The 25,367-nt window shown below is 54.2% G+C and carries 22 protein-coding genes and 1 riboswitch; of the genes, 7 read left to right on the forward strand and 15 right to left on the reverse strand.

Annotated features, from left to right (window positions below):
- Positions 1-19: 19 nt before the first annotated feature.
- Together NST26_RS31640 and NST26_RS31645 are read right to left on the reverse strand one after the other, a co-directional pair.
- On the reverse strand, positions 20-1,318 hold the full coding sequence (locus tag NST26_RS31640; RefSeq protein WP_339252177.1) for a nucleobase:cation symporter-2 family protein: 1,299 nt from the start codon (positions 1,316-1,318) through the stop codon (positions 20-22).
- Positions 1,312-1,917: a xanthine phosphoribosyltransferase gene (locus NST26_RS31645; protein WP_209868713.1), complete on the reverse strand. Its 606-nt coding sequence runs from the start codon at positions 1,915-1,917 to the stop codon at positions 1,312-1,314. The genes NST26_RS31640 and NST26_RS31645 overlap by 7 nt, the downstream gene beginning before the upstream one ends.
- Positions 1,918-2,100: 183 nt before the next feature.
- A riboswitch (purine riboswitch) is annotated at positions 2,101-2,204 on the reverse strand.
- Between the two features lie 245 nt (positions 2,205-2,449).
- On the opposite strand from NST26_RS31645, the gene NST26_RS31650 reads away from it, so the two are divergent.
- The 4 genes from NST26_RS31650 (at position 2,450) to NST26_RS31665 (ending at position 8,713) form a co-directional block, all read left to right on the forward strand.
- Complete coding sequence (locus tag NST26_RS31650; protein ID WP_340980676.1) at positions 2,450-6,055, forward strand: response regulator; 3,606 nt, start codon at positions 2,450-2,452, stop codon at positions 6,053-6,055.
- A gap of 8 nt (positions 6,056-6,063) precedes the next feature.
- Entirely contained in the window at positions 6,064-7,239 is a 1,176-nt protein-coding gene (locus NST26_RS31655) for an ATP-binding response regulator (RefSeq protein WP_339252181.1), read from the forward strand.
- Positions 7,240-7,385: 146 nt separating this feature from the next.
- Positions 7,386-8,246 (forward strand): helix-turn-helix domain-containing protein, encoded by an 861-nt coding sequence (locus NST26_RS31660; RefSeq protein WP_340980677.1) that lies wholly within the window; start codon positions 7,386-7,388, stop codon positions 8,244-8,246.
- An 80-nt stretch (positions 8,247-8,326) separates the two neighbouring features.
- The gene (locus NST26_RS31665) at positions 8,327-8,713 is read left to right on the forward strand and encodes a VOC family protein (protein WP_340980678.1); all 387 of its coding nucleotides are present in this window, start codon (positions 8,327-8,329) and stop codon (positions 8,711-8,713) included.
- A 115-nt stretch (positions 8,714-8,828) separates the two neighbouring features.
- Here the strand turns inward: NST26_RS31665 and NST26_RS31670 are convergent, their stop codons facing one another.
- The 3 genes from NST26_RS31670 to NST26_RS31680 form a co-directional block, all read right to left on the reverse strand.
- The gene (locus tag NST26_RS31670) at positions 8,829-9,755 is read right to left on the reverse strand and encodes an AEC family transporter (protein WP_340980679.1); all 927 of its coding nucleotides are present in this window, start codon (positions 9,753-9,755) and stop codon (positions 8,829-8,831) included.
- Between the two features lie 247 nt (positions 9,756-10,002).
- Positions 10,003-10,485: a transcription elongation factor GreA gene (greA, locus tag NST26_RS31675; RefSeq protein WP_036691918.1), complete on the reverse strand. Its 483-nt coding sequence runs from the start codon at positions 10,483-10,485 to the stop codon at positions 10,003-10,005.
- 116 nt (positions 10,486-10,601) lie between these two features.
- Complete coding sequence (locus NST26_RS31680) at positions 10,602-12,068, reverse strand: MDR family MFS transporter (protein ID WP_340980680.1); 1,467 nt, start codon at positions 12,066-12,068, stop codon at positions 10,602-10,604.
- A 225-nt stretch (positions 12,069-12,293) separates the two neighbouring features.
- On the opposite strand from NST26_RS31680, the gene NST26_RS31685 reads away from it, so the two are divergent.
- The 3 genes from NST26_RS31685 to NST26_RS31695 all read left to right on the forward strand — a co-directional run bounded on the left by NST26_RS31685 (position 12,294) and on the right by NST26_RS31695 (position 14,757).
- Entirely contained in the window at positions 12,294-12,725 is a 432-nt protein-coding gene (locus NST26_RS31685) for a MarR family winged helix-turn-helix transcriptional regulator (protein WP_339312006.1), read from the forward strand.
- Between the two features lie 96 nt (positions 12,726-12,821).
- A complete protein-coding gene (locus tag NST26_RS31690) occupies positions 12,822-13,991 on the forward strand; it encodes an ATP-grasp domain-containing protein (RefSeq protein ID WP_340980681.1) in 1,170 nt (389 codons plus the stop codon).
- 13 nt (positions 13,992-14,004) lie between these two features.
- Positions 14,005-14,757: an esterase family protein gene (locus NST26_RS31695; protein WP_339252193.1), complete on the forward strand. Its 753-nt coding sequence runs from the start codon at positions 14,005-14,007 to the stop codon at positions 14,755-14,757.
- Between the two features lie 99 nt (positions 14,758-14,856).
- Here NST26_RS31695 and NST26_RS31700 read toward each other — a convergent pair whose 3' ends face one another.
- From NST26_RS31700 to NST26_RS31745, 10 genes are all read right to left on the reverse strand, one after another.
- Positions 14,857-15,144 carry a DUF6509 family protein gene (locus tag NST26_RS31700; protein ID WP_340980682.1) on the reverse strand — a complete coding sequence of 96 codons (288 nt, stop codon included), beginning with the start codon at positions 15,142-15,144 and terminating at the stop codon, positions 14,857-14,859.
- A 33-nt stretch (positions 15,145-15,177) separates the two neighbouring features.
- Positions 15,178-16,266, reverse strand: a complete 1,089-nt coding sequence (rlmN, locus tag NST26_RS31705; protein WP_036722765.1) for a 23S rRNA (adenine(2503)-C(2))-methyltransferase RlmN — start codon at positions 16,264-16,266, stop codon at positions 15,178-15,180.
- A gap of 191 nt (positions 16,267-16,457) precedes the next feature.
- The gene (locus NST26_RS31710; protein ID WP_036722768.1) at positions 16,458-16,814 is read right to left on the reverse strand and encodes a nucleotide excision repair endonuclease; all 357 of its coding nucleotides are present in this window, start codon (positions 16,812-16,814) and stop codon (positions 16,458-16,460) included.
- Between the two features lie 211 nt (positions 16,815-17,025).
- Positions 17,026-18,213 carry a nitric oxide synthase oxygenase gene (locus NST26_RS31715; RefSeq protein WP_340980684.1) on the reverse strand — a complete coding sequence of 396 codons (1,188 nt, stop codon included), beginning with the start codon at positions 18,211-18,213 and terminating at the stop codon, positions 17,026-17,028.
- A gap of 47 nt (positions 18,214-18,260) precedes the next feature.
- On the reverse strand, positions 18,261-19,109 hold the full coding sequence (locus NST26_RS31720) for an EcsC family protein (protein ID WP_340980685.1): 849 nt from the start codon (positions 19,107-19,109) through the stop codon (positions 18,261-18,263).
- A gap of 162 nt (positions 19,110-19,271) precedes the next feature.
- Positions 19,272-19,553, reverse strand: coding sequence for a hypothetical protein (locus tag NST26_RS31725; protein ID WP_036722771.1), 282 nt, complete (start codon positions 19,551-19,553; stop codon positions 19,272-19,274).
- Between the two features lie 572 nt (positions 19,554-20,125).
- Positions 20,126-21,547 carry a hypothetical protein gene (locus tag NST26_RS31730; protein WP_340980686.1) on the reverse strand — a complete coding sequence of 474 codons (1,422 nt, stop codon included), beginning with the start codon at positions 21,545-21,547 and terminating at the stop codon, positions 20,126-20,128.
- 161 nt (positions 21,548-21,708) lie between these two features.
- Positions 21,709-22,254 carry a hypothetical protein gene (locus tag NST26_RS31735; protein WP_340980687.1) on the reverse strand — a complete coding sequence of 182 codons (546 nt, stop codon included), beginning with the start codon at positions 22,252-22,254 and terminating at the stop codon, positions 21,709-21,711.
- 76 nt (positions 22,255-22,330) lie between these two features.
- Entirely contained in the window at positions 22,331-24,322 is a 1,992-nt protein-coding gene (locus tag NST26_RS31740; protein WP_340980688.1) for an FAD-dependent oxidoreductase, read from the reverse strand.
- A gap of 139 nt (positions 24,323-24,461) precedes the next feature.
- Positions 24,462-25,283: a MerR family transcriptional regulator gene (locus NST26_RS31745; protein WP_340980689.1), complete on the reverse strand. Its 822-nt coding sequence runs from the start codon at positions 25,281-25,283 to the stop codon at positions 24,462-24,464.
- Positions 25,284-25,367: the final 84 nt, after the last annotated feature.

A 25,367-nucleotide genomic window follows, 5' to 3' on the forward strand; every position in this document is an offset into this window, starting at 1 on the left:
GCTACGTGGATGGAATATTTTACTTCGTTTCCGGAGCGGCTGCGGCAGGAACCGCACTCTCCTGGGTCTTCGACAAGAAGATATTGAGAATGATCGCTGTCAGCGACCCGGATACGATTCCGTTCTGCAGCAGCATCCGAGCGAATTCCGGCAGCTGGTCGAACATGGACGGAAGCACTGCAGAGCCGAGGCCCACCGCGATGCTGCAGGCAGCGATCAGCAGATTGCCGTCCTTGCGCAGATCCACATCGGACAGAATCGACATGCCGGAAGCAGCGACCGAGCCGAACATGACAATCATCGCCCCGCCCAGCACCGCATTCGGCACCACTGTAGTCAGTGCAGCCAGCTTAGGCAGCAGCCCGAGTACGACCATAATTCCGCCTGCTGCAAAAATAACATTCCGCGTCTTTACCCGCGTCAGCGACAGCAAGCCGACATTCTGAGAGAATGCGGTGTACGGGAAGGCATTGAACAGGCCGCCCAGCATGATGGCCAGTCCCTCGGAACGCAGGCCGTTCACGATCTGCTTCTGCTCCACCTGCTGGTCCGTCGCCTTACCAACGGCAAAGTAGACCCCGGTCGATTCGACCATAGACACGATATTCACGATAATCATTGTGAAGATTGCGGTGATGCTGAACTGCGGCCAGCCGAAGTAGAACGGCTGTGCAACGCTGACCCAGGAGGCTGTAGTCACGGTAGAGAAATGCACGATGCCCATGGCGTAGCCGATTACTGTACCCACTACAAGTCCTACCAGCACCGATATGGAACGCAGAAACCCTGTAGTCAGCCGGTTCACGGCCAGAATAACGAGCAGAGTAATCAGAGCCAGCAGCAGATTGCGGGGCTGCCCGAAGTCGGCGCTTCCCTGGCCGCCGGCCACATTATTCATCGCAACAGGAATCAGCGACAGCCCGATAATTGTGACTACCGAGCCGGTGACCACGGTCGGGAAGAACTTCAGCAGCTTCCCGTACACCGGGGCTGCCAGCACCACGAACAACCCGGAGATAATGATCGCGCCGTAAGCTGTCGCCAGATTGGAGCCTGAAGCGATGGCGATAATCGGGCTGACCGCCGTGAAGGTACAGCCGAGCACCACCGGCAGCCCGCTCCCGAAATATTTGCTGCCCATAATCTGCAGCAGGGTCGCCAGCCCGCAGGTGAACAGATCCGCTGCTATCAGATACGCCATCTGCGTACCGTTCAAATTGAGTGCTCCCCCGACAACCAGCGGTACAATGACCGCTCCGGCATACATCGCCAGTACATGCTGAAGCCCTAGGGCAAGTATCTTCTGTTTGCTTAACATCCTGCACGCTCCTTGATTAATCCTTCATTATCTATGAAATGAATCTCACCCGGCGACATGGAAGCAATCCGTGCCAGGGAATACACCGGAACTCCGCGCTGCTCCAGCAGACCGCGTCCCTCCTGGAAGCTCTTCTCAATGACACAGCCGACCCCGGCCAACTGCGCCCCGGACTCTGCTACGATATCGCATAGCCCTACAAGCGCCGCGCCGGTAGCCAGGAAATCGTCAACGATCAAGACGGTATCGTCCGGCCCGAGATATTTCTGTGAGATGCTGATCTGGTAGTCCTCTTGACGGGTGAAGGAATGAACCGGTGCCGAATACACCGCTTCGGACAAGGTGACTGCCTTCTTCTTCTTGGCATAGATGAACGGCACGCCCAGCGCAATTCCCGCCGCCATGGCGAACTGGATGCCGCTGGCCTCCACAGTCAGCACCTTGGTGATCTGCCGGTCCCCGAAGACCGCTGCAAATTCCTTCCCGATCGCAAGCGCAAGCGCCGTGTCTACCTGATGGTTCAGAAATGAGTCCACTTTCAGTACAGTCTCCGATAGAATTAAGCCCTCTTGTCTAATGCGTTCTTCCAATACTTTCATTACAGCGGATCTTCCTCCTTAGAAATAAAAAAGACAGATAAAATAAAAAGGACAGATTCCCTGAGTGTTTCTCTCAAGTGAATCTGTCCTTCTGGGTTTTTGTCCCTTGGTGGTGTAACACATATACGTGTCCGCATCGCTTGGACCAGTCTTTCCCGTGCCGCAGCACAAGAAACGGAACCCTAGATGCGCTATTTCACTCATAGTCGGATAATTACAGTGGCTATCCGGTAGAAACTTATGGGCCATATTCCCAAGATTATATGAGTTATATGAAATCTGTTATAAGAAATCTATTATGAAGCATGTCTGTTATCTTACACGCTCTACCCGCTGCTTACAAGCAAAATTTTAAGTAAATTGCGGTGATTTCAAAGTTTTCATGAAACCTCCTGCAAAAGCGGGCCCGCCTCCAGGAAGCCTTGTAAATTTTAGGTTTAAGGTGTTTTCTTCATGTCTTCTATATCACTGAAGCTCCATAAAAGCTATAATTATATAGCTAAACATTCTAACTGAACAAAGGCGGCGAACAATGAGAATAAAACAACAGGTTTGGTTAGCAACTTCAGCTACTATACTGCTGTTAGGCAGTATGATTACTATATCTTTCCTCTTTATGGAGGGCGGCTCGCGCCTGCTTGCAGCAGGATTAGGCGCAGGCGGCATTCTGGTTAGCATCAGCCTTCTTTACAGTATTCAGCGGAATATAGATCGCGGTCTAGGCCGGATCACGGAGATCTCAGAGGATATCGCAGCAGGCATTTTCAACCCTGATGCTGCGGCTGCTGTTCAGACGGATGAATTCGGGCAGCTGGCCGCTTCCTTTTTCGGGCTGGCGGCTGACCTTCACCATAGAACCGCCGATGAGCGCGAACTGCGGCTTAGAGCCGAAGAACAGGCCTGGATTAATACGCAGGTGTCTGAGATGGCGCTGCTGCTTCAAGGCTCTGTCCAGCTGAAGACGGCCTCGCGTGTGTTCATCGGCAGGCTCGCTACCGCTGTAGGCGGAAGCTACGGGGCTATCTATCTTAAGCAGGGGGGCCAGCTGAACTTCGCAGCCGGCTATGCCTTCGATGATGCCGCAGGGCAACAGGAATCCATACCGCTGGGCAGCGGCCTGGTCGGACAATGCGCACTCGATAGGCAGATGATTGTTCTGCAGGATCTTCCAGAGCATTATATCAAGGTCCGTTCCGGTCTGGGGGAGGCTGCGCCTGCCTCACTGATTATAGTTCCTATTAAGCATGAGCAGGAAATTGTTGCTGTCATGGAGCTGGCGGCACTACGCCCGTTCAGCTCCAAGGAGATGCAGCTGATTGAACGCACCGCACAGAATATGGGCGTGCTGATTAATACACTGGCGGATGTCGCCCGGATCGAAGATCTGCTGAGTGAGACTCAGCTGCAGAAGGAAGAACTGGAAGCCCAGACGGAAGAACTGACCGCCCAGACCCAGGAGCTGGAAGCTCAGACCGAAGAGCTGATGGCCCAGACAGAGGAGCTGCGCCTGCAGACCGACCAGTTACAGGACCAGAAGACTGAACTGGAGGCGCAGTCCGAGAGCCTGCTGACCTCCAATGAACAGCTTCAGACACAAATGAAGCTCACAGAGGCCCAGAAGGACGAGATTGAAGCCCAGACGGAGGAACTGCGGCAGCAGACGGAAGAGCTGCATGCCTCCAACCTGGAATTGCAGAATCAGATGGAGATTTCCCGCCGGCAAACCATGGAGATCAAGGCCCAGGCCGACGAGATCTCTGCGGCAAACCGCGATATGCAGAAGCAGCTTCAAATCACGGAAATGCAAAAGTCCGAGATCGCAGATCAGGCCGGGGAGCTCCAGGCACAGACGAGTGAATTGCTGGAGCAGAAGGAGCAGCTTCAGGCCCAGACAGAAGAGCTTCAGTCTCAGACGGAGGAGCTTCAGGCCCAGACCGATACATTGCAAACCCAGGCCGATGAACTGCTGATCCAGAAGGAGGAGCTGGCTGCCTCCCATGATCAGCTGCTGCTTCAAGTCGAGCTTACTGAGAAGCAGAAGGAGGAGATCCAGGCACAGGCGCAGGAGATCTTCATGGCCGCGCAGTACAAATCGGAATTCCTGGCCAATGTCTCCCATGAGCTGCGCACCCCGCTGAACAGCCTGCTGATCCTCTCGCAGATTCTTGCCGAGAACAAGGACGGCAATCTGGAAGCGAAGCAGCTGGAATACGTTCATACGATCTTCTCGGCAGGCAAGGATCTCCTGCAGCTGATCGATGAGATTCTCGATCTGGCGAAGCTGGAGGTCGGCAAAATGACCCCTGTCATCGAGCCGGTCTCCCCACAGGATCTCAGCAATCATGTCTTCCGCCACTTCGAACAGCAGGCCAAGAAGAAGAACCTGCGGTTCGATGTCCATTCCGACAACCGGCTGCAGGATTATCTGATGACCGACGGTCACAGATTGCAGCAGGTCTTGAATAATCTGTTATCCAACGCCATCAAATTCACACCGGAGCAAGGCTCCGTCTCCCTGTCGATCCGTACCAGCGGCGAAGAGGTCATCTTCGCCGTCAGCGACACCGGTATTGGCATAGCCGCTTCCAAGCTGGAGAGCATCTTCGAAGCGTTCCAGCAGGCAGACGGCACCACCAGCCGCAAATACGGCGGCACCGGTCTCGGCCTCACGATCTGCCGGGAGCTGGCTACCCTGCTGGGCGGAAGAATTGAGGTTGATTCCTTGGAAGGCAAGGGCAGCACCTTCTCCCTGATTATTCCCGCTGTAGAACCGGGTGAGGATGCCCAGACCCTTGCTGCCGCAGCCTATTCAGCAGCAGCCTCTCCGGAGATTCCGGCTTCCGAGCCTATCCGCCGCGAGAATCCGGCCTTCCGCGAGTCCTTCGTGCCCGACATTTCTATCTCCAATCCGAAGCTGCTGCAATATGCGGAAATGGATGATGACCGCAGCAATTTGCTAAGCGGGGATATTACCCTGCTGATTATCGAGGAGGACGCCGAATTCGCCGCCCGGCTGCTGGAGCTGGCGCGCAGCCGGGGCTTCAAGGCTATCGTCGCCTTCCAGGGCGATCAGGGGCTTGCCCTGGCCCATGCCTACAAGCCTGATGCAATCCTGCTGGATCTGCATCTTCCCGTTCTGGACGGCTGGTCCATTATCAGCCGCCTGAAGAGCCGGCCGGAGCTGCGGCATATCCCTGTGCATGTGATTTCAACAGCCGAGGAGAACCAGCAGAGCCTGTCGATGGGGGCTTTATCCTTCTGGAAGAAGCCGAATGATTATGCAGAGCTGGAAGCAGCCTTTCTCCAGATTGAGACTTATATCCGCCGTCCGGTGAAGAGTCTGCTGATTGTCGAAGACAACAAGGTTCTGCGCGGCAGTCTTGTCGAATTCATCGCCCATCCCGATGTGAACATTATTGCTGTGGGCACCGGAAGAGAAGCGATGGAGCATCTGGCCAGCCATCATTTTGACTGTATGGTGCTGGACCTGGGTCTCTCGGATATTTCCGGCTTCGACCTGCTGGAGCAGGTCAAGACCAACCGCAAGCTGCAGACCCTGCCGGTGATTATTTATACAGGCAAGGATCTCAGCAAGACAGATGAGCAGCGCCTTAAGCACTACGCCGAGAGTATTGTGATCAAGAACGTGCGTTCAATGGAACGTCTCTATGACGATACGGCCCTCTACCTCCACCGCAAGCATGCAGACCTGCCTTTGGATAAGCAGCGACTGATCGAGAACCTGCATAATCCGGAGTCCGCTTTTGCCGGGAAAAGCATTCTGCTTGTGGATGATGATATGCGTAATATTTTTGCGTTATCCAGTGTGCTGGAAGGTTATAATATGGAGATCAGCTTTGCCCAGAATGGCAGAGAAGCCCTGGAGCATCTGGAGACCCACCCGGGCGTAGAGCTGATATTCATGGATATTATGATGCCGGAGATGGATGGTTACGAGACGATGAAGCATATCCGGCTAAACCCAGACTATGATCAGATCGTCATTATTGCGCTGACCGCCCGCGCCTTGGAGGAAGACCGGGTCAAATGCCTCGAAGCTGGGGCGAGCGATTATATATCCAAACCGATTAATACCACACAGCTGGTGAGAGTGCTGAAATTATGGTTGATTCAATAGGAGGCAGCATGGAGTATCCGATTAATATTTTGGTTGTAGATGACCGGGCAGACGAGTTCCTGTCCATTCAGGCATTGCTGGCCGATTCACCCTACCGGCTGGTTCAAGCCCTCTCGGGCCTGGATGCTCTGAAATGTCTGCTGGAGCAGGAATTCGCCCTGATCATTATGGATGTGCTCATGCCTGGCATGAACGGATTTGAAACGGCGAAACGGATTAAGATGCGTCAGAAGTCACGGGATATCCCTATTATTTTCTTAACCTCGCTGACCTCGGAGCTGGAGAACTATATGTTGGCTTACTCGGCCGGGGCCATTGACTATCTGACCAAGCCGTTCCATCCGACCGTGTTAAAAAGCAAGATTGACGGCTTCGTCCGTCTCTACCAGACCCGCAAGGAGCTGCAGCTCAAAACGCAGGAGCTGGAGAAGGCCAACGGCATCCTGACCGAGCTGAAGGAGACGGCCGAGTTGGCGTTGCGGATCAAGAGCGGTTTCCTTGCCATGATGAGCCATGAGATCCGCACCCCGCTGAACGGGATTATTGCCATGTCGGATGTGCTTCGTTCCTCCGAGCTGTCTGCTGACGACCAGGAGATGGCCGAAATCATTCATACCAGCGGTCACGCGCTTGTCTCTGTCATTACGCACATCCTGGACTTCACCAAGATCGAATCCGGTAAAATGGAGCTGGATTACGAGCTCTTCAATCTTCACTCCTGCATCAAAGAAACGGTCGATCTGTTCAGGGCTCTGGCGAAAGAACGCAACCTGACCCTGGAGACCTCTATTGATTCTGACATTCCTGCCCTGCTTATCGGTGACCCCAACCGTCTGCGCCAGGTACTGAATAACCTGATCGGCAATGCCATCAAGTTCACGATCACCGGCGGCGTCAAAGTGCATGTCCATCTCCGGCAGGCTATGGATAAGCTGCTGGAGCTGGAATTCATTATTGAAGATACCGGCATTGGCATTCCAGCGGATAAGATGAACTATCTGTTCCAGCCGTTCACCCAGATCGGAGCCACCATCAACCGCAAGTTCGGCGGAACCGGGCTCGGGCTGTCCATCTGCAAAATGCTGGTCGACCTCATGGGCGGAACGATCTATGCCAAGCCGGGTCTAGTGGGCGGAGCTACCTTCATCTTCACCATCCAGGTCGCTGAAGGCCAGCCGGATTGAGGCTTCGCCCTATTGTTCAGCATGAAGCAGCCTCACTGTATACAAGAAGCTCCCCCTTCAGATCATGAAGAGGGAGCTTCTTTGTTATTGCTGTGGACTATTGTAGAATGGAATGGACCAACTGTGGAAGGGGATGAACTCTATAGATGGGAACCTCCAGATTCCCTTTGTTCCAGCGGAACTTCGTGCTGCAAGCGCGAAGTACAACTCATCATTGGGAAGGCACCGGCCCCCTTTCCTTAAAGACATTTCGGAATGGCCGAGCCTATTACAAAACAAAACTCGGCCATTATGCTGTTGAGCGAGAGGGCTACCTCCTGTTAAATGAAGGGGAGCAGTACGCTATAGTCATTGAGTCAGAAACCGAAGTCGACTCTTTTTGTGTATTTTTCAAGACTGGCTTTGCTGAAGAGGTTCATAGAGCCGTTCATTTAGGAATAGAGAAGTCTTTGGACGATCCATTCTCAGAATCTAAGCACCCGTTGCAATTTCATACAAAGTCATACCGCAATAGTCATCTGATAACTCCACTTCTCGAGAACTTCAAGAATTCCTTACCTGTACTCGGCAGCGAGAATCTCTGGGTCGATGAACAATATCAAAGTCTAATTCAAGCAATGCTTAACGTCCACCAGAAGATTTCTCAAGAAATTAATACATTGCCAGGTATGCGGCCAGCCACTAGAGAAGAACTCTTTCGGCGGTTGACACTAGCATACGAGTACTTACATGCTTATTACAACCAAAACGTGTCCCTTGAAGAAGTTTCAAGAGTCGCTTGTCTTTCTAAAAACCATCTGATCCGCAACTTCCGCCACTTTTTCAAAAGAACGCCACACCAGTTCATCCTCGAAAAAAGGATACTTGAAGCACAGCGTCTCCTTGCTCAAACGGAAAGCAGTGTAACCGAGATTAGCCTAAGTGTTGGATTCGACAATGTCTCTTCCTTCAATAAGGTTTTTAAACAAAGAATGGGATACTCACCCCGGATGTTTAGAAAAAAGTGATTTTGGAAAAGTAACGCTTCATCCGCACATGTTACATTTACTGCGTGGAACATACAATATAACAAGGGAGCGATATTCACATGAATTCAGAATTTCAAATCAAAGGCATTGGGCAAATATCCATTCGGGTACATGACATGGAGGCTGCCACCCGATTCTATCAAGATACCCTAGGCCTAAACCTGTTATTTCAGATCCCAAACATGACTTTCCTGGAGTGTAACGGACTTCAGATGGTCTTGAGTATTGCTGAAGACCCGCGGTTCGATCATCCCAGCTCGGTGTTCTATTTCCAAGTTGACAATATACACGCATCGTACGAAACGTTAGTCGGGCGGAATGTGCATTTCCTGGACAAGCCGCATAAAGTGGCTGAGATGGGTCAAACCGCAACCTGGATGACGTTCTTTCAGGACCCCGATAAAAATGTACATGCATTGATGAGTGAAGTGCCTGTGTCTAAATAATTACTTCCAGGGGGGCACAGTTGCCCCTCTATTCAGTTTTTCGCACATATTTGGCCCGCGCACCCCCGCAGCAGCAAATTGTATGCTGTTTTTCGCATACATTCGTTGCGCCTCCCTATCCCCCCACCGCCGCAATCAGCACCGGCAGGACCAGGAAGGAGGCCAGCGTCGTCCAGACGATACAGCGCGAGACCAGCGCAGGCGAGCTGCCGAAGCGTTCGGCCAGGACGACGGAATTGACAGCCACCGGCATGGAAGCCAGAATCAGCAGCACCGAGAACAGGGTGCCTGTGATGTTCAGGGCGAGCAGCACCAGCGCGGCCAGCAGCGGAGCCAGCACCAGCCGGACGGTCAGCCCCGTCCAGAAGGCCAGCTGCACATTGCGCTCCGTGTGTGCTGCCTGGACCTTGACCATCTGCGCGCCGAGGATCGCCAGTACTACCGGCGAATATGCTCCGGCGGCCATCGACACCCCTGAGGCCAGCTCATGCGGCATATGAAGGCCCAGCGCCCGCAGCAGCAGCGCCAGGATGGCGGCGTAGATGGCCGGCAGCGAGAAGACGGACTTCACCGCGCTGCGCACGGAGAACTGTGACCGGGCGGCAAAATACACGCCGATCGTATTCACGATCACCATCTGGGCGATGACATAGACCGATGCCTTGTCCAGGCCCAGCTGGCCGAAGGCCAGCAGCACCAGCGGCAGGCCGTAATTGACGCTGTTCGTGAAGGTGGAGATGAGCGTCAGGCCGGCGGCCTCCGGCGGAGCCAGCTTCAGCATTTTACCGATTAGGGTCGCCACACCCCACAGCAGAAACAGGTTCATGAGCGAGAAGGCCAGTGTCTTATAGACATCATCGAAGGAGATATCTGCCGTAGCCAGCGTGTCCAGAATAATAGCCGGACTGAGAAAATACAGATACAGCGTCAGCAGAGGCTTCGTATCGAGCTGCTTATACCGTCCAAGCAGCGCTCCGGCGGCCACCGGAATGGACAGCGGTACGATGACCTCAACAAGTGTCGTGAGTACAGTCTGAATCACAAGCCAGGACTCCTCTATGCAGTAGTTATTTTCTACTATAACCCTCCCGGCAGGGAGCGTCTAAGACAAGGAAGCAATATCCTTGATAGCAATTGCCTATGACCCCCGCCGCGTGCAGACAAAATAACCCCACAAAGTGGGGCTTTAGCTTAGATGATGACTCAGGTACTTTGCGGAGGCCCCAAAACATAAAAAAAATCCCGCACCCTTAAATTAAGGGCCACGGGATTCCGGTTGGGTCTTCATTTTACAGCATTTTGATCTCAAGCAGCTCGTATTTGATGATCCCCATCGGGGCATTGACGCTAATGATATCGCCTACCTTTTTGCCGATCAGCTCTTTGCCGAGCGGGCTCTCGTAGGAGATCTTGTTGTCCAGCACATCGGCTTCCGCCGGGCCAACCACTCTATATTCAATCTTCTCCGAGTACTCCACATCGTTGAGGATAACGATGCAGCCTACGCTGACTGTACTCAGATCCATATTGCTGGCATCCACGATCTGCGCCTTGATCAGCATCTTCTCCAAAATCATAATGCGGGTCTCCATGAAGGATTGATCCTCCTTGGCGGAGTGGTATTCGCTGTTCTCCTTCAGATCGCCGTAGCTGATCGCCAGCTTAAGCCGGGCTGCAAGCTCCTTGCGCCCTGCTCCCTTCAGTTCCCTCAGCTCTTCCTCCAGCTTAGCCAAGCCTTCTTTGGTCAAAAATACTTCGTCATTATTAGACATGTATACAACTCCTATTATTTGCTCACTTTATAGTATTCTAACTCATAATCGCCCAACATGCGAAGAGAAAGCGCTATAACGCATTATTAAGGAGTATTTACGGCAGAGTCCCGGCTTCAAGCCTCTGCCTGCGGAGCAGGGGCCGCTGCAGGCTTGCCTCTGCCGCTTCTCAGGAGAAAGGTCAGCGGAATAGCCAGCAGCCCCACTGCCGTAGCGATCAGGAAAATATCCTGCACGCCCATCGTCATCCCCTGCGCCTTCAACAGAGAACCGGCTGCCCGGGCTGGCCCATCCGCCAGCTCCTGCTGGTGGGCCAGCGATCTGGAAGCGAGCAGCGAGCTGAATACGGCAATGGATAAGGCACCTGTAGCCTGGCGGACCCAGTTGGTCACGGAGGAGGCGTGGCCGGTGATGGCCCTTGGCACCGCCGACATTCCGGCATTGGTCACCGGCATAAAGGCCAGCGCAATGCCGACATTGCGCACCGCCATAAGCACCGCGACACGGGTATGGGTCACGGCCAGCGTGATGTGGGCAAGCTCCCAGGTTGAAGCGCTCAGCAGCAGAATGCCGCCCAGGATCAGCCAGAACGGTCCGATCCGGGAGTACAGCTTGCCGACCACCGGTGACAGAACAGCCATCACGATGGAGCCCGGCAATAGCACCAACGCGGTCTTCAGCGGGGTAGACTGCTGGATATCCTGCAGGAAGACCGGGATCAGGAAGGTCCCCGAGTATAACGCAACGGTAATAATGCAGTTGATGATGAGGCTGTAGGTGAACCGGCTCTGCCGGAATACCTTCAGATTCAGCAGCGGCTCCTGGATCGACAGCTCCCTGCGGATGAAATACGTTAAGGCCGCCGCCCCAACCAGCAGCAAGGTCAGGGTATTCCATGACGTCCAGCCCCAGGCGCCCCCTTTATTGAACGCCAGAATAATGAAGGCGCTGCTTAGAATGACTGTGACAAAGCCCGGCAGATCAAAGCTTCTGCTCCCGGTGTTCTGCCGCTGGAAGGGCAGGCACTTGAGAGCTACGCCAATGGCAATCAGCCCAATCGGCAGATTGATTACGAACAGCGATTTCCAGCCGAAATAGCCGGTCAGCCAGCCGCCGAGTGTCGGGCCGAAGGCAGGCGCCAGCATCGAGGACAGGCTCCAGAGACTCATGGCGAAGGCCTGCTTTTCTTTTTCGATAAACTGATAAATCATCGTCATGGTGGTAGGGATGATCAGACCGCCGAATATCCCTTGGATAATGCGGAAGGTAATCAGTGAATGAATATTCCAGGCCACCGTACATAGTGCCGAGAACAAGGTGAAGCCCGACAGGGCGAATACGTAGAGAAGCTTATAGCTCCATTTATCCCCGAAATAACCCACCACAGGTGCAATGACGCCGGTAGCCAGCAGATAGCCGGTAATCATCCACTGTACGGTGCTGATCCCGGCGTGGAAGTCCTTCAGGAAGACCGGGAACGCTACGTTAATGGTGGTTGTACAGAGAATAGCCATGAAATTGCCGAAAAAGATGGCCAGAATAATCAGCCAGAATGATGAATGTTTTGCCGCCGGACTGCTCAAGGGCGCTCTCTCCTCTATTTTGCGGTTCACCCCAATATAGGTGTATGATACAATTAATTTAATATATGTGTATTATACAACTATATGTTTGAAAGTCAATGTGACCTATTTCATGATTCTTTCATAACAAGGCGGCAATATCCGGTGACTTAGCATAAGGCCGGTGTTATCACTTATACTAGGGAGACATATGACAAAGTAACCGGTAAAGGACGGAATCTAACTATGGCTGATGAACAGAAGGATAAGCACCTCGAAGCTCTGAACCAGGAGCTGATCACGCTGATCCGCCTCGGCTCGCTGGATAAGAAGCATGGCGGGCTGGACCGCTCCTCGTATACCCTGCTCCACCATCTGTCGATACACGACAAGGTAGGCGTTAAGGCGCTTGCCGAACAATTCGGCCTCGACACCTCTACCATCAGCAGGCAGACAAGTGTCCTGGAGGCGAAGAACTATGTGGAACGGGTGCCTGATCCGCAGGATGGGCGCTCCAGCTATTTTCAGCTTACTGCGCTTGGTGCACAGACCTTCGCCGAGGCCCGGGACATCCGGCTTGCGCGCTACGGGGAGATCTTCGGGGATTGGTCCCCGGAGGACTGCGGACTCTTCAGCGGGCTGCTCGCCCGGCTCAACCGCACCCTGCAGCCAAAATAGCACCAAGAGGATTGACGGATGCTGGCGAAGCTGGTAGATTGAATTAATCATACAAAACAACTCGGAATTATATTTTAGCCAAAGGGGCCGGTCTGCATGAACTTTATTTTCTTTTCCCCGCATTTCCCTAAGAACAGCGCTGAATTCTGTACACATCTGCGGGAGCAGGGAGCCACGGTGCTTGGGATTGGCGATGCAGCCTATGACCAGCTGGAGGACAAGCTGAAATCGGCATTGACCGAGTACTACAGGGTAAGCAACCTCGAGAGCTACGAGGAGATTCTGCGGGCTGTCGGTTATTTCACCCATAAGTACGGCAAGATTGACCGCTTCGAGTCGCTGAATGAATACTGGCTGGAGCAGGATGCCGCGATCCGTACGGACTTCAACATCTACGGCACTAAGTCGGATTTCGTCCATAATCTGAAGCAGAAGTCCAAGATGAAGGAATTTTTCCGCAAAAGCGGGGTAAGCACCGTCCAGTTCTCCACCGGCACAACGCGTGAGAGCGTCGAGAGCTTCATCCAGAGCGCCGGCTTCCCGCTGGTGGTGAAGCCCGATCTCGGCTCCGGGGCCAGTAACACGTATAAGATCAATAACGAAGAGGAGCTCCAGCACTTTTTTGACACGAAGCCGGAGGATGTAGCCTTCATTATTGAGGAATTCATAGACGGGGTCATCCTCACCTATGACGGGCTGGTGGACAGGGACGGGAATGTACGCTTCGCGGTCAGCCACCTGTTCGAGAACAGTGTGATGGATGTCGTCAATACGGACAATCACCTCTACTACTTCTGTCTGCGGGAGATCAGTCCAGAGGTCGAGGAGGCGGGCCGGAGCATTTTGCAGGCTTTTGACATCCGGGAACGGTTCTTCCATATCGAGCTGTTCAAATCGCACAAGGATGGCCGGATCATTGCCCTGGAAGTAAATATGCGCCCGCCCGGCGCTTGGATGACTGATGCGATTAACTTCGCCTATGATGTGAATGTGTATAAGGAATGGGCCAGCATGGTTGTGCATAATGAGGTCGGCGGTCCATACGAAGGCAAATATTATACCGGCTATGCCAGCCGCAAGAATCATAAGCATTACGCTCACAGCCATGAGGACATCTACAATGCATTCGGCGGGAAGATCGTCAATTATGACGAGATTGAAGAGGTCTTCAGCAGAGCAATGGGCAACCGCGCTTATCAGTTCCGTTCACCCGAGCTTTCGGAGGTCAGAGACATTAGAGGCTATATTCAACAAGAAGAGGGATAGGATGTGTTAACGGATGAGGATAAGCTACCATAAGGAGTACAGCCACAACCTGGGCAGAGACATGGAGTATAAAATTTACGGCCACGCCGGCAAACCGATGCTCGTCTTCCCCACCTCGCTTGGACGCTTTTATCAATATGAGGATTCGGGCATGATCGATACGCTCTCGTCCTTCATTGAAGCGGGCAAGCTGCAGATCTGGGCCTGTGACAGTCTGGACGAGGAGACCTTCTTCTCCACCCACTGGAACAATGAGGACCGGATACACCGTCATGAACAGTATGACAAATATATTGCGCATGAGCTGATTCCCGGCATCCTCCATGAGAGCAAGCACAACAACGGCGGGACCGACCAGCGCATTTTGATCTCCGGCTGCTCGATGGGCGCTTATTACAGCGCCAGCTTCTTTTTCCGTTATCCGCACTATTTCGATACCTTGATCGCCCTGAGCGGCGTCTACTCCACCTACTACTTCTTCGGCGACTATATGAGCGGGAACGTCTATCTTAATTCACCGCTGCATTACCTGCCGGGCCTGACGGATGAGCATTATCTGAACCAGTACCGCAACAGCACAATTATCGTCTGTGTCGGTCAAGGGGCGTATGAGGATGAGATGCTGCATGAGACCCGGCTGCTTCAGGAGGTGCTGGGGCAGAAGGGCATTCCGGCCCGGATCGACTACTGGGGCCATGATGTCAGCCATGACTGGCCATGGTGGAACAAGCAGATTCATTATTATGTGGAAGGCTGCCTGGGCTAGTGAAGCGGGGCTTGAACGCGAATCCAGTTGTAGATTTGCACAAAAAAAGGAACTGCTGAAATCAGCAGTTCCTTTTCTTAAGACCGCTGCCGCCCTGTCCTATGCAGGAACATGCTCCGAACAGAATTGAAGCAGCGCGGCTTCCTCATCTTCTTCCATATCGAAATCGAGCAGCTGGCCTGACGAGGTCTCCAGCAGATCGTAGCTGACAATGCTTGTCTGCTCTTCTTCCACTTTGACAATCACGCGGGCGGACACGCCGTTCTCCACGTACAGCTCATCCTCCTCCGGCACATCAATATTCACGACGAACTCATATCGCTTGCCGCTTAGGATATTAAATGGATCTCTTACGTTCTCCACGGTGTAGCTTGTAAATGTCAACAAGTTGCATTCCTCATTTCTCAATTCACTGCCAGATTATTGTAACACAGTATCTGCGGCTTTGCCTTTGGTCTTCTTAATCTGCTTGCTGCGCAGCTGTCCGCAGGCCGCATCAATATCGACGCCCTGCTCCAGCCGGGTGCTGACACTGACACCCTGCTTCTTCAGCGTATCGAAGAAGGCACGCACCGACTCCCGACTGCTCCGCTGATATTGGCTATGCTCATCTACGGGATTATACGGAATCAGGTTGACGTTCGCCAGCTGGCGGCGGTCTCCAATCAACTCGGCCAGCTCCAGCGCATGCTCCTCGCGGTCATTGATATCCTTCAGCAGGATATACTCCAGCGTGATTCTCCGGTTCGTCTTCTCCAGATAGTAATCAATCGCCGGCATTAACTTCTCTATAGGAATCGCCCGGTTAATCTTCATAATCTGTGTCCGCAGCTCATTATTCGGGGCATGCAGCGAGATCGCCAGATTGACCTGCATATTGGCGTCGGCGAATTCTCTGATTTTGTCCGCCAGACCGCTGGTGGATACTGTGATTCCTTTGCCGGCAATCGCCAGACCCTTGTGATCCTTGATGGTAATCAGGAAGTTCAGCAGATGCCGGAAGTTATCGAACGGCTCGCCGATCCCCATAACCACGACATGGGTGACCTTCTGGCCCAGACCAGCCTGATCCAGATAATGCTGGACCTTCATAATCTGCTCCACGATCTCGCCGCTGGTCAGGTCCCGGCTCTTCGCCAGCAGCCCGCTTGCACAGAAGCTGCACCCGATATTACAGCCGACCTGAGTGGTGACACATACGGACAAGCCGTACTTCTGCCGCATCATCACTGTCTCAATCAGGTTGCCGTCCTGGAGGCGGAAGAGGAACTTCACCGTACCGTCGGCCGATTCCTGCTTGACATGCTCTTCCATCGTCTGAAACACATAATGCTCTTCCAGCAGCTCTATGCATTCCTGATTCATTCCGTCCATCTCGGCGAAGCTGGTGATCCGCTTGCGGTACAGCCATTCCCAGACAGCAGCGGCCCGGGATTTCTTGTGGCCATGCTCCAGCAGCCATGCCGTCAATTGCTCCAAGGTCAATCCATAAATGGATTCTTTATTCATTTCATATCCTCTTTTCAAAACATTAAAGTTCAATCTATCTATTCTACCTTGACAGGGACATTAGCAGCAACAATACCTTATTGTCTCAAATTTCGTTTATTAAAACAAGAGGAAACGCTGCGGAGTTGGGTGCTTGAAGCAGGAAAAATAAAAAGCGCAGTCCGCAGGGACCACGCCTTTTCCATCAAACCTTATTTATACAGAACCTTCTCGACATTGTACTTCGCGCGAAGCTTGTTCACGATGTAGGTCTCATAAATCTCTCTGTCCACCGGATCTTCGACGAGGCAGACTTCGATGCGGGTAACCTCATCACGGTGGGGCTTCATCACGGATACATTATCCTCGAAATGCTTCTTGATCCGCGGTCTTAGCTTGCGGGCCTTGCCCACAAACAACAGCTCGTCCTGATCATTGTAGAACATGAAGATGCCGCCGGCTTCGCGGGTAATCAGGTGGAAATCGGTGAATCCGTAAATATGGCTCAGCTCAGGGTTAGCTTGCTTGTAAATAATAACTTCCGGTGACGGAATGGTAATGCTGATCATTAAGCTTCACTTCCTCATTGGATATAGAAATAAATAGTATCACAGAAAGGGTAACATGACTATTTCTATCTTGTGCAGATTGGCTCATAGGTTACTTGCGCTTCGGCTTCAATTCCGGCATGCCTAGCGTAAGCGCCATATTGCACAGCATCGAATTAGCCAGGAAGGTGCTCACCTTCACCTCAGGATGCGCAAACCCGGCAGCTATTGATCAATCACTCTTCATGGACTGATGAAAAGGGCAACCCTTCACTTCTGCACCCTCAGCGCCATGCTGCTGAGAATCAGCCTCCTTCTTCCGGTAGACGAAGCGCGGGCTTAGCTGCAAATCACGCAGCTTGTTGTCATTCCAGATCGGCGTGGAGGAAGGCGACATCGGCGGAATCAGCCAGCCCCACTTGCCTGACACTTCCCGACCCTGCTGCTGCTCCTGTTCCTGGAAGCGGACGAACTGGTCTGCGGCTGTATGATGATCCACAATACTGACCCCTGCCTGCTTGAAGGAATGGAGGACCGCCCGGTTCAGTTCCAGTAGGGCCCGGTCTTTCCACAGCGAGGTGTTCGTAGAGCGGTCCAGGCCCAGAAGATCAGCCACCGCAGGCAGGCGGTTGTAGCGGTCCGTATCGCCGAAATTCCGCGAGCCGATCTCCGTCTCCATGTACCAGCCGTTAAATGGCGCTGCCGGATAACGGATGCCGCCGATCTCCAGGCACATGTCCGAGACAATCGGAACGGAATACCAGCGCAGGCCCAGCTCCGTGAACTGCGGGATCTCCGGGTGGCTGAGCGGCACCTCCTGTACAAGTCCTGCCGGGATAGGGAAGCAGCGGGGTTCCTCCCCGCCGATGCTGATTACGAGCGGCAGAATGTCGAAATCCCCGCCCGTGCCCTGCCAGCCCAGCTTAAGGCAGACGGCGGTGAATTCATCCGAAGCCGGATCACCGGCACGCGGATGCTCACCGTCCCCGGGATAACCGGCATAGCGGATCAACTGATGATTCCAGATCCGGATAGCACGGCCTTGCTCCTCTTCACTGCGGAAGACGGTAATGACCGGCCGGATACGGCCGCCGTTATTCGCATGTTTCATATGATGCAGCAGCGCCTCAGCGACCTCCGCTACTGTCTCTGCTCTGCGGGCGTCAATCACATCTAGAGAATGCCAAAACAGTCTTCCGATGCAGCGGCTGTTATGACGCCAGGCCATCCTTGCCCCGTGCGCCAGCTCTTCTCCCGTGTGCCTGTATGTACCTGTGCGCTGCAACTCTTCGCGTATGTCCGCCAGACGCAGGTCCCGTTCATCCTCTGTTAACCCCAGTTCCTGATAGCAGGCCGTAATGAAAGACTCCGCCTGCCCGATCAACTCCTGAGTGTTATGCTGTGGAGCTGTGTGTTTCATCTTCTCTCTCCTATCCAAGCGTTGCCTGCTACAGTTCCCTCAGCGTATCATCTCTGTTCCAGCTCTGCCAGCCTGGAGATAATCCGTCTTTTGCGGTAGAGCATCCGCGCAGCCTCTGTGACCTCTTCCAGCGTCTTGCGGTTGAGGTATGCGCCGAAGAACATGCCTGCAACCGGAACGGTTTGGAGCAGCTTTTTCCAGCCCCAATTGTCGCGGTATACAGTTACTACCTCCTTCCAGCCCTGAATCCTTGATACGGTCTCCTGGGTCGCGGCGAGAATGTTGCCGTCCCCGCCTGCCTGCAGATTCAGCTCCTTCAGCAGCGTGCGCTTTCCGACCACATCGGAGGAGGCGAACTGCATCACCTTCACGGTGAAGATCCGCTCGGCCTTATCGGTCGGATCGTAGCCATAACACAAGCCGATCTCCTGAATCGCCTTCAAGGAGAGGCCCAGGACAGCCGGAATATCCGCAGCCAGTGTAAAAATCCCGCCGAAGCCGGTGGTCGCCCCCTGAGCCGTAGCCGTATTCCGGCTCCGCTCCGCGAGCTTCAGTGCCGCTGCATCCATGACAGCCAGCTGGAACGGCCCAGTAGAGGGAGCGCCCGCCGCCCGGCTTGTCTCTTCCATCAGCTTGCCCACCTTGCGCCCAGCCACCAGATAGTTGCCGCCGTTCTGGATGTAGCCGCCCAGTTCATCGAGCAGCCGGCCCACCTTATCGTGGATAACCTTTGGCGTAATTGCATCTAGCAGCTTGAACGGCAACCGGGTAATCCGGTCCCAGATCATCAGCCTATTCTGCTCTTTCTCCCACCTGGTAATTTCCTTAAGCGCAGCATGCAGCATCTCCGGTGTCTCCGGAGGACTCCATGAATCAGTGTTATCCGCTTCCGGCATAGATATGTACCTCCTCTGAATGGTCTCGTCATTACCTTATAACCTATTTCCCGGCAAATGATTGCACAAGCTCCCCCCATTGCCCCTCGGGTACCATTAAAAGCAAACAGGCACCCCGGATCAACTCTGGGAATGCCTGTTCAACATAGCCTGTTCCAGGCTCTAATCCTGGGACTCGACAACCTGCCCATCCAGCGAAGACAATCTGCGCTTCTCTTCCTCCAGTCTCTCTTGGACCAGCTCTACCCCTTGTTTCCCGACCGAACCTTCCGGGGCATGGCGCACGGCTTCCTCAGCGTGCTCCAGGCTGTTCTCTGCCTGATCCATCATCTGCCCGGTCGGATGACTCGAAGCCTGGGTTACAGCGTTGTGCAGCTTCGTCACCGCATCGTGCGCCTGATCCACCGTACTGTTGGTGCGCAGACTGGATTCATAATGCTTCATAAGATCCTTCCCCCTCCATCACAATGTCCGTTCTTCTGTAGGATGGATTAGGGAAGGAAATCTTATGCGGATTGTAGGCGCGGGGTTCACCCGGAACGGATATTTATCTGGTTGTGGCGGGCAGCAACTGGTGCTACGTGTGATTTTGGGGGACAGGCTGGTTTCCGCAAATCTCAGTACTGGGGGCTGTATGCGCTTGGACGGGTGGAGGTCATTATCCCTTTTCGCACACTCTTGTTCCATGCGGACCGTACGGACGTTATTACTCTCAAAACCGTGGCCTTTCGCTCCATGCGGACTGGAGAGACCTTATCCCTCCATAAGCAAGGCCGAATTGGGCCAAATGGGAGCAATAAAGGCTCTGGAGTCCGCATGGGTTCAAAAACAGGCTGAATTCTGGAAATAACGGCGCTGGGGTCCGTACGTACCTGAGTGGAGGAGGTTATGAAGTTTACAACGCTCAGGTCTGTGTGTACTCGAGTGGTAGTGGCTATGGAAAAACGGCGCTGGGGTCCGTATGCGCCGGGCCGGTGGAGGGTATGGTACCTTAAGCAGTGCCTATTAAGCGGTGCCTACACCAGGAACATGGCGACAATGGTCATTGCCGTAAGGCCCAGCAGGACCGGCTTCAGATTGCGCCGGGCCAGCTCGAACGGGCTGACGCCGCAGATCGCAGCGGCGGGAATGAGCGCCCACGGGATCAGGGTGCCGCCGCCGACCCAGATGGCGGCCACCTGCCCAAGGGCGGTCAGCGTTGCCGCGCCGGAGTGGATCGCGGCGGCGAACAGCCCGGCAATCGAGCCGGCCAGCGAGATGCCGGAGAATCCGGAGCCGTCGAGGCCGGTAATCGCCCCGATTACCGTCAGCGTTACGGCTCCCACCACCCCGTTCAGCGGCACGTGATTCGCCAGGGCCACGCCCAAGTCGTTCACGATGCCGTGCGAGCCGTCCGGCAGCACCTTGCCGTACAGCTCAGTGAAGGCGGCGTCGCCCAGATAGAAGAAGGCGGCAATCGGGATGACCGGTCCGAAGACCTTGAAGCCGAAGGTAAATCCTTCGATAAGATAGGCGGTGATCTTCTCCAGGCCCTGCCCCTGGCCGCGATGGGCCAGCAGGGTAATGACAATCAGGATCAGCACGGCGGTTCCCCCGACCAGCGCGGTAGCATCTCCGCCTTGCAGGTGAAGCACGAACATGCCGATCACATCCAGCAGGAAGAGCAGCGGAATGGCGATCGCCAGCCCTTTGCGCAGACGGTCACTCATGAGCACTGGCTGGTCATCATCCGTCCCCGCATCAGCCAGCGGCTCTGCTGCTCCCGGGGAAGCGACCAGGCCGTCTCTCCAGGTGCCATTCTTCTGGTCGCGCTTCATCATCCAGAATGCGCTCACCGTCGTGACTATCCCCATCACAGCAACCAGGGGGATACTGGCTTGCATCACGCTAGACACTGGAAGACCGGCGGCATCCGCCGTCAGTTTCGGAGCGCCTTGAATAATATAATCGCCGGAGAGGGCGATCCCGTGCCCGAACAGGTTCATGGCTACCGCTGCGCCCAGCGCAGGCAGACCGACCCGGACCGCCACCGGCAGCAGAACCGCCCCGACCAGCGCTACCGCAGGGGACGGCCAGAAGAAGAATGAGGTCACCATCATAATCAGTCCGATTCCCCAGTAGGCCATCGCCGGTGTGCGCAGGAACCGGGTGAGCGGAGATACCATCGTCTCGTTGATGCCTGTTATAATCAGAATCCGGCTCATCGCCACGATAATGGAGATAATCATTATGGTGCCGAGCAGTTCCCTGGTTGCATAGACAAAAGAATTAAAGATCCCCGACACCGACCCGCTAAGCGTTGCCGTCGCCAGCAGCCCGAGCGCCAGAATCCCGGTCACACAGATCATTGTCGTATCACGCCGCTTGATCAGCAGCGCCAGAATGAACACAATAAACATCAGATACACCCAATGAATCGCAGTAAGCTGGATACCCATTAGCCATGCGCCCCCTTTCCACTTACAAATAGCAAGCAGGTGCTATATGCTATGCAGGAGGATAGGCCTTTGTTCGCCTCAGGGACGCGCAGAACCTCACAAAAAGACCCCTGCCTCCACCTCATATGGATTCAGGGATCTTATTTGCGGATTACACTCTGTTACCGGTGCCTGCCTGCTCTTCTGGCCCGGAGGAACGCAAGCTGCTTCAGTCTGTCCTGATCGTATAAGCTGCCCGCGATTTCCGGTTGCCCGGTATGTAGATGGGTAATCTCCTGTACGGCTGCTGGTCTGGAGGCGGCAGGAAGAAGGGAGGAGGTTCCGTCCCTGTGAACGATCAGACTATGGCCGGGTGAGGAGTGCGGCTCGCGCACATACTCGTCAAGATAGCCATACACCTTACGCTGCATCACAGGATCTTTGCTCATCTGCTGCAGAATATTCGGAGCGATTATAAGCTCCCGCTGATCACTCCGGTCTCCTGCGCCGGTCTTCTCCCCCTTGCTGCCGTCTTTGGCTACCGCCATAATGCGGACGGACAGACTGTACCTTGCCTTGATTCTGCGTGCCTGTTCCTCAATTGCCGCTCCCACAGCTGCCATCATCTCCGGGAAGCTGAGCGAAGATGAACCGGCAGAAGTATGGTCCGCTTGTTGCGGTGAGCGGGTCAGCGAAGCGGCGTTGATTCGTGATATGGGAATATACATCGGACGCTCCTCTTCTCGCGCGTAAAGTTCAGGACAACTCTTTATCGGCAAAAAGAGGAAAATTACTTATAAAGGGCTATTCCTTAGCCAATGCGCCCGCTGCCGCATCCTCGCCGCCAAGCCTCCCGGAGGTGAAGGAGTAGCCCAGTCCAACGCCGTTGCCTACATAGGTATCATTGAAAAGCACCCCTTCGGACTCCACGCCCACGGCGTACAGCCCTTTGACCGGCAGACGCTTATCATTCAGTACCTGGAACTTGGTATTGACCAGCAGACCGCCTACTGAACAGAGGTTGTTGATCTCGGCAATAACGGCGTAATACGGCCCGCTGCTGCCCATAGGAACCAGATATTCCTTCGCCTTGCCGAACTCCGTATCGGTGCCCGTCTTCGCTGCTTCCTCATAGAGCTTGAACTCAGCGGTAAATACTTCAGGGTCCATCCCTGCATTCTTCGCCAGCTCCTCAAGTGTATTGCCCTTGAAGCCGTCGCCGTTCGCTACCATGGATTCGAAGACTTTATCGGCATCCTTCCATGGCTGCTCCAGTGTGAACTTGTCTGTATAGGAGGCATAGAATTCCGGCGGCATACCCGGCAGCTTAGGCGCCTGAAGCCCCTTCATTCCCTTGGCCTTAAGGGCATCCAGCTGCGCCTGCGAGACAATCACCAGATGATATGCTCCGTTAAAAGCACTGGTATTCGCTGCCGCAACCGCTGTAAGCGTCGCCGCTTCATCTCTGAATCTCGCGCCCGAAGGGCCGACATTCATCAGGGTTGGCAGGTAAGACAGCATCATCGGATAGCTGGCTTCAAACGGCTCATACTGCGTCTTCAGCTTGTCTGTAGCTCTGGCCAGCGTCTGGTGCAGCATCTGCCCGCCGAAGTTGTCCGGCACCTTTGCGCCGATCTCCCAGGACATCTTCAGCCCCTCGCCAATGTTCTGCCCAAGCCCGCCATTGACGCCTTCGAAGCCAAAGGCTTCCTTAACCATCTCTTTATTCCCGGCATACCCGCCGGTAGCCATTACAACGCTTGCCCCTGCAATCTCCAGCGTTGTTCCGTCAGACTTCTTGGCCACGACTCCGGTCACCTCTCCATTAGCGCCAGTCATCAGCTTCTGCGCGGTGGCCTCCGTGATCACCTGTCCGCCGCCCTTCTCTACGGATGCTGCAAGCATCTTGCGCAGCAGCTCCTGGCGGGTCTCATAAGGAGGCAGCATATGGAGCTGTTCCCCGGCGAAGTTCAGGAAGGTGGTGGTGTAGCCCTTGCCGGTCAGCCAGTCATAGGTCTCGCCCGACTTCGTAACGTATTGGCGGATCGCCGCCGCATCCACACGCCAGTGATTGTTCACGATCCAGTCGGCAATCTCCTTCTCGACTTCTACTTTCAGCCCGCTGCTTAGCGCGGCCGAGGAGTTGTAGAATTTGCCCGCCCAAGACAGGTTGCTCGCGCCGCCGATCGTCGCTGTTTTCTCGATCAGGATCACCTTCGCGCCCTTATCAGCTGCCGATACCGCTGCCGACACACCGGACGCACCTGCACCAACCACGACCACATCTGCGGACAGCTGCTCGGTCTTGCCTTCTCCCGATTTCACTACAGCCTTTGTTTTAAAAGCCTCCACATTGCCGCCCGCCTGCTTAAGCGCATCCTCCACAGCGGTCAGAATCGCCTTGCTGGACTCAGACGCACCGCTGACGGCATCAATATTCAGGGTCTGGCCGGATAGAATCTCCTCCTTGACCTTGTTGATCGCCTCTACCCCGATTCCGGCGGTTTCGTTCTGGCTGACCACATCGATTCCGGTAATGACCGAATGATCGTCAAGAGTCACCTCAACCTGAATCTTGCCATCCTTGCCTTCAGCCTCTGCTTTATAGGTTCCCGCTTTGAAGTCTGCCGGTACAGCACTTGTATCCGCTGGCTGTGACGCCTGCGGCGAAGCGGACGGCTGCTCTGAAGCTGCCGGTGCGGCGGAATTGTTACCGCTGCAGCCGCTTAGTAGCGACAGGACCAATACCAGACATACGGTGATTAGGAACACTCGTTTTGTTGCTTGCTTACGCATCAATTTCTCCCCCTGTGTGGTTAATGCAGCCCCGTTTCTCTCTAATGGGACTGTTGACTACCGCACAAAGTGTAAACCTTGGTACTGTACCAAGGTCAATGAACAATATGTGAAACTTTTCTCAAAGTAGGGTGAACGCTTACTCCGCTTCAACCGGAATATTAATCTCCAAATACGTTTTGCTGCCGTTACCCGTGCGCTCAGTGAACAGGATTTTACCGCTGATATCCCCGCTAATCTTATAATTCCTTGCCTGCACATACTCTAGCATGAACCCGAAGGCTCCCCGCTCCAGGTAATCCTCATGGCCGCTGACAATTACGGCAGAGATGCAGGTCGCCGGCTCCAGAACCTCCACACTGTCATTCAGGCAGACCCCGAGCTTCATCTGATCCTCCGCAAGCAGGCCAAGTCCCCAGCTATACTCCAGCTCCCCTAGTCCACAGACGCATTCGCCTGCCTTATTCTCAACCCGGAAGGAATAAAAGGTGAACGGCAGCAGCTCCATCCATGCCTGGACCGTGTCTTTGAGATCCTCCTTTTGCAGCAAATGATTCTTGTTCGTCTGCTGAATCCGGTACATCCCCGGCACCTGCTTCATCTTGCACGTATATAGAGATGCGCTGACCTGCGCCAGCTCCGCCTGAATATCCTGAATCTTGCCGAGCAGCAGCCTGCTGCGCCGGATCTCCTCCTCCAGCTGCATACCCGCGGCAGCAATCGACTCCATCACTTGCTCACACGGCGCGTCCTTAATCAATCCGGCTACATCCTGAAGCGGAATCTGCATGCTCCGGTACCATCTGCTCGTCAATAGATTCCGCGCATCCAAATCATTGAAATACCTGTAGTTATTATGCTGATCCTTCATCGGCCGGACAATATCATGTTTCTCATATAAGCGCAGTGTATCTGCCGTCACTCCCAGAATGGACGCGAATTCACCGATCGAATACTTCATCAGCAGCCCCCCAGCTTACTTGATCGCATACGCTCATGCCTATCGTTCATGCAGTTAATGATAGAGGGTTTGGCCGGGAGACAT

Origin of the sequence: Paenibacillus sp. FSL R7-0128 (assembly GCF_038002245.1) — a bacterium.
Classification (GTDB): Bacteria; Bacillota; Bacilli; order Paenibacillales; family Paenibacillaceae; genus Paenibacillus_AQ; species Paenibacillus_AQ silagei.